Raw genomic sequence first — 11,366 nt, 5'->3', positions numbered from 1 at the left:
TAACTGAGTCAATCCAGCCATCAGTAGCCAAACGCTCATGTCCTAAGGAACATCAATCATGAAGTCTAAGCTCTCAACCGTCCTACCGCTCGCTGCTCTAGCAACCGTTAGTATGGCTCTGGTAACGTCTGTGCCTGCTCATGCATTCACGATCGGGTGCCCCAGCAGCATCGCTGACAACGTGACAGGCACCTCTGGATGCCAATACAGCGATAGTGCTAACCAGGATTCTGTGTCTCCAAATAGGCCTCTCACTGTAAACCAAGAAGGCTTCTTCGGAATCACTAACTGGTCATTTGGTGGCAAGATTGGTACCAATTCAGGGTATGCGGGTACGCAATCGGGTCAGTCGGGAAGCTGGAATCTCGCTAGCGTGTTCCAGTCGAGCTGGACGGATGTCATGCTGATCTTTAAGAGCGGCAATGGTACGACACTGGTTGGTTACGAGCTTAAGGATGGCGTGAAAGCAGGAAACTGGACCAGCCCGTTTGAGTCGTCACTGTTTGGTGGAAACAACACCAAGGATGTCTCTCACATCAGCGTGTACTACAGAGAAGGCGGCAACAGCGCTGCTGTTCCTGAGCCAGCCACAATTCTGGGTACTATGGCAGCCGGTAGCCTCCTCCTCGGTCGCAAAAAGCTACAACGTAAGGCGCAGTAAAAGTATCACTACAGAAGAACTGAAGCGCAGGAAAGGCGATCGCCTTTCCTGCGTTTTCTTAGGAATCAATCTAAACGCCCCTTGAATGAACTAGAAGCTAGCAGGAGGAACAGGCAATCTTGCTGGCTAAACAAGTGTAGCGGTTCATGCATTTGGCAATCTAAATCTCAAGCTATAGCCCTAAAAATATTACTCTTACTCTTAGCTCAAGCAACCTGACGGTTAGCTCTATTGGTGGTAGATAAAATATCAACAAAGCTAGCGATCGTCTCCATATTCAGCAGGCTTAACGCATCAAGCGTGTTTACCGTATTTAATAAACTAAATAGATTCCGCTATTTTTTGAATTAGTTGAAGATGGGACTGACTTTAAAGATGGTGCATGAGTCTAATGACTTTGCTCAGCTGCCATTAGCAGTCTTAGGAACTCAACTGACGAAACTTGCAAAGTGACGGACAGTGAGCTTGCTATGCTGGCAGCAACGTGGTTACACTTCTGATTTAATGTCTTTTTTGCCCAAAGTAACCTTTTCTCCCCACCTCACCACTACTAATCAGTAGAGTTATTGATTGAGGAAGGCGTGTCTGAACAAAGCGATCTGGAGTTAGTTTTTCTGTCACGACAGGGAAATAAAGCTGCATTCGGTCAGCTTGTGTTGCGTTATCAGCCGATGGCACAACGCCTTGCTACACAAGTGATCGGCAATGAGGATTTAGCTCAAGAGCTTGTGCAAGATGCCATGCTGCAAGCCTATCTTTCACTGGAGAAACTGAATGACCCAGCGCGCTTTAAGAGTTGGCTATACGGTATTGTCCTCAATATTTGCCGGAACGATCTGCGTCGTTGTAAGGTAATCTGTTTTTCCCTTGAAGCAATGGTAGGGAATTTAGTGAATGAACCGCCGCCGATCGCTGGAAGTTCACCCGATCCTCAGCTCGTGGTAGAGCAGGAAGAACTCCACACTGCAGTATTAGAAGCCGTTGATACGCTATCTCCAAAGAATCGCTCAGCAATTTTATTGTTCTACCACGAGCAATTCACCCTGCAAGAAGTTGCAAATCGCTTAAATATTTCAGTTAGTGCAGTGAAAGGGCGTTTACACAAATCTCGTCATCAGCTGAGAGAGCAATTATCACTTCTTCAAGATCAAATTCAACCTAATTCGCTTCAGGAGATTAAGACTATGACTAGTAACACTTCTGCCCAAACCAAGCTAGAACCTTGCTGTTCATTCTGTAGCAAAAGCATGAAACAAGTTAATCTTCTCATTGCAGGTCCAGGTGTATTCATCTGCAATGGATGTGTCGATATTTGTAATCAAATTATCAGCGGAGAAATTCCGCCATCTCCATTGACGCAGGAGGACGTTGAGAAATTGATAGATGATTTCAAGTAGAAGAATCTTTTCTAGATCCGAAATCCAATGGCTTTCAATTCAGCAGCGTTGCGATAGATTTTAGATAGGCTCACTAGAACGATCGCTTCAGTAGAACAGTAGCTGACGCAGGGTAAAGGCAATCACCGTGACCGCACAGACGATCGCAAACTGTCCAGGCAGCGGGTAGAGAGAATATTTGGCGAGGGCCGCGGGAAGCGATAAATCCATGCGATTGAGCCAGCCAAGCGAGTACATCAGCGTTAGATAGCTCATGCCGATCGCGTGGATTGTTGCCAAGCCGCATAGACAGCTAACCGCCAGCGATTCCAACCGTGGCAGTGCCTTAAACGCTAGATAGCCACACAGCCACGCACCTGGAACAAACCCGATCAGATAGCCAAAACTGGGTTCCCGCACATAGCCAATCCCGCCACCCTGAGCAAAAATTGGAAACCAGGTTAGCCCCAGCAGCAAGTAGGAAATTTGCGACAGCACCGCCGCGTTTTTACCACCAAGACAGCCAACCAGCAGCACGGCTCCCACCTGATACGTTACCCCTAGAGAGTGAGTTTGGAAGCTGTGGGGTCCCCACGCGGGGGTTGCGACTGCCGCCTCTAGAAACGTGCCGCCAATGGTCAGAAATAATCCAATCAACGCCCACAAGAGTTCGGTGGAAGTCGCCATCGCTCAAATCACCGTTTATACCACAGGCTGTCAGAACTGATCGCCCGGCCTCAGCCTGACTCAACCACAGAGAAAAGGAATTGTATCACTTGATAACCAACGGCTGTACTTGAGTTCACTCAATGTTAGACGAGTCAGGCGCGAAAAGGCAGTTTATTAGCCGTTAACTGCTATCGCTTAGCGGTCTTTCACCGCTCGGTAAAACCTCTTAAAAAACGATGGCTCGTCGGGTGATCAAATCCCAACGAGCCATGCATTCAGTAACTAGGCTGTACTTAGAACGGCACCTTTGCCAAACTGCGTCCGACTTCAGCGATCCCTGGCGCATAAATCTGCGTCACGTAATCTGCAATCATGCGGTGCGTGTTGAACGCAGGAGCATTGGTTCTAATCGACGCCTTCATCATTTGCACCCAGCCGTGCGGAATGCCGTCTGCATCTTGGTCATAGTACAGCGGCACGATTTCCTCTTCTAGCAGGCGATACAGCGAGTCTGAATCCACTTTGTCTTGAAGCTCCTGATTGCTTGTGTGAGCATCTTGACCGATCGCCCAGCCGTTAATGCCGCGATCGCCCTCCGCTTGGTAGCCCTCGCACCACCAGCCGTCCAGAACGCTACAGTTGATGCCGCCGTTGAAGCAAACTTTCTGACCGCTGGTGCCAGACGCTTCTAGGGGGCGGCGAGGATTGTTCAGCCAGACATCAACGCCTTGCACCAGCTTCCGCGCCGTGTACATGTCGTAGTCCTCAATGAAGGCAACGCGACTCCAGATGTTGGACTGCTTGCACCACTCCATCAAGCGCTGAATAATTCGCTTGCCTTCTTCGTCTGCTGGGTGCGCCTTGCCAGAGAAGACGATTTGCACCGGACGATCGGCATTGCCAAAAATCTTTAGCGCCCGATTTGCATCCCGCAGCAGCAAATCGCCACGCTTATAGGGACTAAAGCGTCGGGCAAACCCGATCGTCAGAGCGTTCGGATCGAGGATGCGATCGGTAGCGTTGATCTGCTCCCAGTCTTCACCCCGGTTCTGTCGCGCCTGTCGAATTTTGTGGCGAGCGTGGGCGATTAAGCGCTCCTTGAGAACGCGGCGGCGCTGCCACAGTTCTGCATCGGGAATTTGATCCAGCTTTGCCCAAAGGTCTGGATCAGCGACTTTAATTTCCCAGTCTTCACCCAAGTACCGCGCGAATAAATCGCTCATTAAGGCAGCAGTCCAGCTAGAAGCATGGACCCCATTGGTGACGTAGCCGATCGGCACTTGGTCTTCTGCGCGATCAGGATACAGCACCGTCCACATCTGACGAGACACGCGCCCGTGCAGTTCGCTGACGCCGTTTGCTGCTCGACACAGCCGCAGCGCCAGTACCGTCATGCCAAACGGCTCCCAGGGATCACCCAAGCGGCGGGCACCTAGCGCCAAGAACTGCTCCCGCGATAGCCCCAGCTGGGACCAATAGTGTGCGAAGTAGGAGTCCATCAAGTCAGCCGAGAAAACATCGTGCCCGGCTGGAACGGGGGTGTGCGTCGTAAACACACAGCGATCGCGCACCGCCGCTTCAATGTCGTAGAAGGATTGACCCGTGCGCTGAATTTCTAGCCGTGCCACTTCCAGCAGGCAGAACGCCGCGTGTCCTTCATTCAGATGGTAAATGCTCGGCTCGATTCCCAAGGCTTGCAGTGCCCGTACACCACCGATCCCCAGTACAACCTCTTGGGCAATGCGGGTTTCCTGGTTGCCACCGTAGAGGTGTCCAGTTAGCCAGCGGTCGATCGGGTCGTTGTCGTCGCGATCGGTATCCAGCAAATACAGGTCTACGCGCCCGACCCGCACGCGCCAAATCTGTGCTCGTACCAGCCGCTGCCGCACCTGAACCTCCACGCTGAGCGGCTGTCCGTGCTCGGTTTTGAGCAGCTCCAGAGGCAGGCGATCGAACACGTTATCCACGTAGTAGTCTTCCTGCCAGCCCGCACGGTTTAGCCGCTGGCGAAAGTAGCCTTGGCGATAGAGCAAGCCGATGCCGACCAGCGGCACGCCCAAATCCGAGGCAGACTTGAGATGATCCCCCGCCAGAATGCCCAAGCCACCCGAGTAGATCGGCAGCGACTCGTGCAGCCCGAACTCGGCGCAGAAGTAGGCGACGGGATGCTGTTTAGAAATTTGCGGCGCAACGCGGCTTGCCCACGTATTCTCAGCAGATAGGTAGCGATCGAACCGATCCACCAGCGTATTCAGCCGCTTGACGTACACGGGATCGATGGCAAGCTGGGTCAATCGCTCGTAGGAAACAGCTTCCAGCAGCGCAACGGGATTGTGCCCACAGCGCTCCCACTCGTCGGGATTGATCGCCTGAAACAGCGATCCCTGCTGTCCGCTCCAGCACCACCAGTAGTTGTACGCAAGGTCTGATAGCCGCTTTAGGGAAGGCGGCAGCTTGCCACTCAACCGAGTCGCGGGTGTCGATGCAACAGTATGGGTCATAGTTAAAGGAAGCTCTTGGGAAACGATAGGGTTGCTAAACGAGCCAGGGAATCGTGCAATCAATTACGGCTGGCGGTTTAGGTTGCAGAGACGGAACGCACCTCTTCAGCGGTAACGATCGGGGAGCCGTTTTGCTTCGGCAACATGCATTTTAGCTTGCCATACCAAAGCAGGTATCTGCATGACGTTACAGGATTTGTAGGGTTTGCAATAGCCAGTTACAGTACTTGCAATTTCTCAATCAAATCGTTGTTTAAGACACAGACGTGTGGGCAAATCCGGGGACGATCGCCCCACATCTAGTAGCCCGCTAGCTTGCCTTTCCGCTTTGCTTCCCGCTCTGCCCAGCGGAACAGCAGTAGCCCAACGGTACAGTAGACAGCGCCATTCAGCAGAGCAATCAGAAATAGCGGCACATCGAGCGATTGCCCCTGCGCCATTAGCTGTCGCAGCAGTCCCGCTCCCGGCGTCATCGGCAGCAGCCAGCCAAGATATTTTGAGGGTCCGGTCCAGGTTTCGATCGGCACCGTCAGCACAAACAGCAGAAAAAAGTTAAACACTCCCTGGATTTGCTGCACCTGCTTCAGCAAGAGCGCCAGCGATCCCATCGAAACTGCCACGCCGTAGGCAGCCAGCAGCACCGTTCCCAGCGGCAGCAGCAGCACAGGCGGAAACGACAGCCGACTGCCCGTTAGCAGCAGAATTAGCAGCAAAATGCTGATATTTAAGAAGAGCTGCGTTGCTAAACTTGCCAGCGCCCGCACGACAAACACCCGCAATCCGCCAAACGGCGACAAAAACACCTGCTCCAGGGTGCCCGTCTGCGCCTCGCGCTGTAGCTCGCCTGCAATATCGCCCACGACAAACAGCGCTAGCGACCACAGCACATAGCCAACGATGATGGAGTCAAGCCGATCACCCAACTGCACCCCCGGACCCACCGCGTACTGCGTGCTTAAAAACAAGCCGTAGAAGACGATCGCCAGTCCAATCACGCCGCTAATCGCTTCGGCTGCGTAGCGTCGCAGCAGAATCCAATCCCGCTTCAGTTCTGCCCAAAAAAGTTTCAGCACGCTTTGCGATCAGCTCATGTCATTTACGTTCTAAGCGCATCCTAGCTCAAATTGATGATTCAGCGTGGCTGTAGAAGCCAGTAGCTCTGAGCCGTTAGCAATTGGCTCTCAGTCAGTTCCAGGTATCTGATATTGACTGCGACATTATGCGCTATTAAGAATGAGTGATTCGCTCATGCATCCTACTTATGTCCTGGACTCGTCGCCACGTTCTTTCCCTATCTGACTTTACGCCAACCGAATACGACACCGTTCTGCAAACCGCCAACAGCTTTCAGGAGGTGCTGTCGCGCCGCACCAAGAAAGTTCCAACGCTGCAAGGACAAGTCGTTACAAACCTGTTTTTTGAGCCATCGACGCGCACTCGCAGCAGCTTTGAGTTGGCAGCAAAACGCCTGTCTGCTGATATTCTCAACTTCGCGCCAGGAAGCTCCTCGCTGAGCAAAGGGGAGACGATTTTGGACACTGCAAAGACCTATCTGGCGATGGGAACGGACATGATGGTGATTCGCCACAAAGAAGCCGGAGTGCCGCAGGCGATCGCCACAGAAATGGACCGCTTGGGCGTGCGGGTCGGCGTGCTTAATGCCGGAGACGGACAGCATGAGCACCCGTCTCAAGCACTGCTGGATCTGTTCACCCTCTGCAACGTGATGGATCCTGAGCAGCCGCACCTGTCGCTACTAAAGGACAAAAAGATCGCGATCGTTGGAGACATTCTTCACTCTCGCGTTGCTCGCTCTAATATTTGGAGCCTGACCGCTAGCGGTGCAGAGGTCCACCTTGCTGGACCACCAACCTTACTTCCGATGCTGTTTAGCGACTTTGTGAAACCTGAAGACTCAGGAGCAAAGAGTGAGGAACCCACTGTTTACTCCCCAGTGCGCAAACTCTTCCTCCACTGGACGCTTGCTCCTGCCCTGCAAAACGCCGATTTCATCATGACTTTGCGGTTGCAGAAAGAGCGCATGACTAACTATCTGCTACCCAGCCTGCGCGAGTATCATCAACAGTTTGGGATTACACGCGATCGCCTTGCTCTCTGCAAACCTGATGTCAAAGTGCTACATCCAGGCCCGGTCAACCGAGGCGTCGAAATTAGCTCGGACCTGATGGATGACCCTCAGTTTAGTTTGATTTCTCAGCAGGTTACGAGCGGCGTTGCAGTACGAATGGCGCTGCTTTACTTAATGGGCGGTGGTAAAGGGTAATTACTCGTCTGCTGCCACGGGTTGACGCTCGATCGCCGCAGGTGAGTCACGCTCGAAATACCGTCCTCCTAACCCGTACACAATCAGACCAAAGTACTCTCTAAAAACGAGTCGCGCTTCTTGGCGATCGTTGAGAGCTACAGCAGTCGGATGAGGAATCACATCAAACCCAAAACTGCGAAAGGTCAGGAGCGATCGCAGCATGTGCGGTGCATCGGTCACCAGCACAATCCGTTTTACGCCCTGCGGCTGCAAAATGGCAGCCGTATACTGCGCATTCTCATCGGTTGTGCGAGAGCACTCTTCGCCATCGATTACCTGCTCTGGAATCTGCTGCTGCAATTGCTGAGCGATGAACTGAGCATCTCCATAGCCGCTAACAAAAATTCTTGGTGCTCGGTTTTCTTGCCAGAGCGCCACGGTAGCCGGAATCCGATCGCGTCGCATCGTTGTGCCCCGACCCAACACGACGATTGCGTCTGCTGTCTTACCGGAATCGGACGGAACTACATTGACTAATGCCCAACTTGCCAAATCTACTGCCAGCGGCGTGGTTAGAAAGAAGCAACTCAGCCCTACTGCGATCGCCCAGCGCCACGCATGATTACGCTGCGATCGTCGTGGGCGTCTATAGGGGTGCGATCGACGGCGCGTCAAAAACCAGAAAGCGCCAGCTAACCCACCTAATAGCAGCAACAGCGCTGCTGGAAGTATTCCATTGTTCAGTCCGTGGTGGAACAGCGTTCGAGTGTCGTACCACAGGCTAGCCGAGTGTTGACACAGCTTTGGATCGATCATGACTAAGTGACGTTGGTAGAACTCCCCATACCCTGGACCTCGAACCGCTAACCTGTCTGAATCAGGGCGATCGAGGGTCGGAACTTGTGCATTATTCTACCCGGTTGCTTTTAGTCTCTTGTGTCCGTCAGATGAACATTGTTTGTGAATCGTGTGAACTCGTACGTTTAGAGTGGTGTTGTCTACATAATCGTCCTCACGTCCCAACCGTTACACAGCCTTTCAAACTTTCGTTCTATGTCATTGCCACACTACAAGCACGTACTCGTCATTGAGGACGACGCAGGGAGACGCGAGTTTACCTTGAGCAGTCCAATGTACTCGGTCGGTCGTGACCCAAAGTGCGATATTCGCTTGGTTTCCCAACTGGTTTCTCGGCATCATGCAACTTTGGTGCAAATGCTGAACGAAGATGGCACTGATTACTACCAGATTGTGGACGGCAATTTGAGGGGAAGGACTAGCGCCAACGGAGTGCGAATTAACGGTCGTAAACTTCAGGCACACGACTTAGAGAACGAAGATGAGATCCACTTTGGACTGGCAGTTCAAGCAATCTATTACTGTATACATCAGGATGAACCGTTAAATCCGATGGTTGCATGGGACCCAACTTGTCCACCAGACCCAGACTTACCACCGGGAAGCTACACGTTTGGTCCATTCGACTTAATCTCGTTAGGTATGGAAATTACTCCACAGGATCAGTAGTCTTTGGATGCTTCAGCACACGCAGGGATTGTAAGCTCATATCGGCACAGCCGCTAATCACGCCGCCTGCGGCAAGAATTTGTTGCAGATACTCGATCGCCTCGTCTGTCACCACTTCTCCTGGCACCAGAACGGGAATTCCCGGCGGGTACGGACAAACAAGCTCGGCGCTGATGCGATCGTGGGCGTGGGCGATCGGGACCACTTCACTGGGGGCAAAAAAAGCAGCGCGAGGGGTCACGGAGGTTTGACGATTGAATTCTAAGGCTTGAATGTTGCATGTTGAATGATTCCGTCCCGGTTCCCGTTGCTCACTCCCCAACTGCTCAAACGCTTCGACTAACTGCTCGATGTCGTCCTGGGTATTCCCCAAGCTGATGATGAAGGTTAGGTGCTGGAGCGAAGGCAGTTCGGCAGTGACGCTGAAGCGATCGCGCAGAAGCTCGTCAGCCTTGAAGCCGTCGATACCTAACCCGGAGACGGTGACCGTAAGGCGGGTGCGATCGAGCACAAAAAATCCAGGAGTGCCTGATTGCTCAGGTTGCAGCGCGGAGAGTCCGGGAATCTGACTGATTCGAGTGCGGGCAGCATCCGCACGATCGATCGTGCGCTGCATCAACCATTTGCCCTGAGTCGCCATTTGCTGCCGAGCGGCATCTAGCGAGGCAAGCAGAATGTAGCTGGGACTGGTAGATTGCACAAGCTGCAACGCTTGGCGGATGCGATCGGGGTCAACGCGATCGCCCTGCAAATGCAGCATTGCTGCCTGGGTCATGGCTGACAGCGTTTTGTGCGTGGACTGCACGGTTAGATCAGCACCCGCAGCCAGTGCTGAAATGGGCAAGTCGGGATGAAAGGCAAAATGAGCACCGTGCGCTTCGTCCACCAGTAGAGGAATACTATACTGGTGAGCGATTTGGGCGATCGCTACCACATCTCCACAGGCGCCGTAGTAGGTGGGCGACACCAACAGCACTGCCTTCGCGTCTGGGTGCTGTGCTAGTGCGGCAGCGACGGAATCGGGCGTGAGGCTGTGGGCAAGGTCCAATACTGGATCGTATTCTGGCTGCACAAAGACCGGAACGGCACCAGAAAGGACCAGTCCAGCGATCGCAGATTGATGCACGTTGCGCGGCAGAATTAGTGTGTCTCCCGCACCACAGGTTGCCAGAATTGCTGCGATCACGCCACAGGTTGAACCATTAACTAGGAACCATGTCTGCTCTGCGCCAAAGGCATCGGCGGCTAATACCTGCGCTGCCCGAATCGCTCCTGCTGGAGCAAATAAGTTGTCGAGTTCTGGTAGCTCTGGCAGATCAGCACGGAACACGCTGGAACCTAAACAATCGGCAAGAATTGCGGATATCTCTTGACCGCGCTTGTGTCCAGGAGCGTAGAACGGCGCGTCTGGTTGACACAAAATTTCCTGCAACGCGTTCACCAGCGGTGCAGCAGTGTGATCTAGGCGGAACGACATGAACCTGTTGGTCAATTACTTCCATACCTTAGCAGTCCGTAAGGTCGCCATTTCGAGAGAGGCGATCGCCCCCGAATCCCGCTAGTCTCAAAGTGTTGAGCGAAGGCGATCGCGATGGTTTTTACCCCAGACCCTGCTCCAATTCCTCCACTTCCCACTCCAACCCCAACCGGACCGACTCCTGAACCGATTCCCGGACCTGTACCAGAGCCAATTCCTGAACCGGCTCCCGAACCGATTCCCGGACCTGTGCCAGAGCCAATTCCGAGTCCAACTCCTGAAACTGTTCCTGCCCCAATTCCGCAGACTGTACCGGGACCCGTTTGAGTTCAGCTTGGTGAATACTTCCCTGCATAATTCAAAATTGCTAGTTCAAAATCTAGAATGGTGGATGGTGCTCGCTCAGTTTGCGAAGTGACCTCGATCGGAATTGGGCGTGCATCAGCGAACTCTATTTGAACTCTAAAATGCTAAGAGCTGGGATTGTTGGACTGCCCAACGTGGGAAAATCGACGCTATTCAACGCGGTTGTTGCAAATGCCAAGGCAACGGCAGCAAACTTTCCCTTCTGCACGATCGAACCCAATGTGGGTATCGTTGCCGTTCCTGACGAGCGACTGCAAGCGCTAGCAGGAATTTCCAGTTCTGCTGAGGTAATTCCGGCGCGAGTCGAGTTTGTGGACATCGCTGGACTCGTGAAGGGAGCGAGCAAAGGCGAAGGATTGGGTAACCAGTTTTTGGCGAATATTCGGGAAGTGGACGCGATCGTGCATGTTGTCCGCTGCTTCGAGAACGATGACATCATTCATGTCGCAGGCTCAGTCGATCCTGTGCGCGATATTGAAGTGATCAACCTGGAACTGGCGCTGGCGGATTTGGGACAGATTGA

At 53.0% G+C, this 11,366-nt stretch carries 11 protein-coding genes; 6 read left to right on the top strand and 5 right to left on the bottom strand.

What is annotated here, in order from left to right; translation table 11 throughout:
- Window positions 1-58: 58 nt before the first annotated feature.
- Entirely contained in the window at window positions 59-661 is a 603-nt protein-coding gene (locus tag H6F43_RS20625) for a PEP-CTERM sorting domain-containing protein (protein WP_190344996.1), read from the top strand.
- 581 nt (window positions 662-1,242) lie between these two features.
- Window positions 1,243-2,058, top strand: coding sequence for an RNA polymerase sigma factor (locus tag H6F43_RS22485; RefSeq protein ID WP_190344994.1), 816 nt, complete (start codon window positions 1,243-1,245; stop codon window positions 2,056-2,058).
- A gap of 87 nt (window positions 2,059-2,145) precedes the next feature.
- Here the strand turns inward: H6F43_RS22485 and H6F43_RS20615 are convergent, their stop codons facing one another.
- The 3 genes from H6F43_RS20615 to H6F43_RS20605 form a co-directional block, all read right to left on the bottom strand.
- Window positions 2,146-2,724 (bottom strand): biotin transporter BioY, encoded by a 579-nt coding sequence (locus tag H6F43_RS20615; RefSeq protein ID WP_190344992.1) that lies wholly within the window; start codon window positions 2,722-2,724, stop codon window positions 2,146-2,148.
- Window positions 2,725-2,999: 275 nt separating this feature from the next.
- A complete protein-coding gene (glgP, locus tag H6F43_RS20610; RefSeq protein ID WP_190344990.1) occupies window positions 3,000-5,207 on the bottom strand; it encodes an alpha-glucan family phosphorylase in 2,208 nt (735 codons plus the stop codon).
- Between the two features lie 299 nt (window positions 5,208-5,506).
- Window positions 5,507-6,280, bottom strand: a complete 774-nt coding sequence (locus H6F43_RS20605; protein WP_190344988.1) for an ABC transporter permease — start codon at window positions 6,278-6,280, stop codon at window positions 5,507-5,509.
- A 188-nt stretch (window positions 6,281-6,468) separates the two neighbouring features.
- Here H6F43_RS20605 and H6F43_RS20600 point away from each other — a divergent pair, with 188 nt between their 5' ends.
- Window positions 6,469-7,491 (top strand): aspartate carbamoyltransferase catalytic subunit, encoded by a 1,023-nt coding sequence (locus H6F43_RS20600; protein WP_190344986.1) that lies wholly within the window; start codon window positions 6,469-6,471, stop codon window positions 7,489-7,491.
- Here H6F43_RS20600 and H6F43_RS20595 read toward each other — a convergent pair whose 3' ends face one another.
- Window positions 7,492-8,289: a YdcF family protein gene (locus H6F43_RS20595; RefSeq protein WP_190344984.1), complete on the bottom strand. Its 798-nt coding sequence runs from the start codon at window positions 8,287-8,289 to the stop codon at window positions 7,492-7,494.
- A gap of 237 nt (window positions 8,290-8,526) precedes the next feature.
- On the opposite strand from H6F43_RS20595, the gene H6F43_RS20590 reads away from it, so the two are divergent.
- Window positions 8,527-9,000: an FHA domain-containing protein gene (locus tag H6F43_RS20590; protein WP_190344982.1), complete on the top strand. Its 474-nt coding sequence runs from the start codon at window positions 8,527-8,529 to the stop codon at window positions 8,998-9,000.
- Here the strand turns inward: H6F43_RS20590 and H6F43_RS20585 are convergent.
- A complete protein-coding gene (locus H6F43_RS20585) occupies window positions 8,981-10,477 on the bottom strand; it encodes an aminotransferase class I/II-fold pyridoxal phosphate-dependent enzyme (protein WP_190344980.1) in 1,497 nt (498 codons plus the stop codon). The two genes, H6F43_RS20590 and H6F43_RS20585, sit on opposite strands and share 20 nt — an antisense overlap.
- A 114-nt stretch (window positions 10,478-10,591) precedes the next feature.
- Here H6F43_RS20585 and H6F43_RS20580 point away from each other — a divergent pair, with 114 nt between their 5' ends.
- Together H6F43_RS20580 and H6F43_RS20575 are read left to right on the top strand one after the other, a co-directional pair.
- Window positions 10,592-10,804 (top strand): hypothetical protein, encoded by a 213-nt coding sequence (locus H6F43_RS20580; RefSeq protein WP_190344978.1) that lies wholly within the window; start codon window positions 10,592-10,594, stop codon window positions 10,802-10,804.
- A 140-nt stretch (window positions 10,805-10,944) separates the two neighbouring features.
- Window positions 10,945-11,366, top strand: a 422-nt coding sequence (locus H6F43_RS20575) for a GTPase (RefSeq protein ID WP_190344976.1), incomplete at its 3' end; no start/stop codon positions are given.

The organism is Leptolyngbya sp. FACHB-36, from assembly GCF_014695955.1.
GTDB lineage: Bacteria > Cyanobacteriota > Cyanobacteriia > Leptolyngbyales > Leptolyngbyaceae > FACHB-36.
Note: the sequence above shows the minus strand (reverse complement) of the source record. Positions and strands in the feature narration are given on the sequence as shown.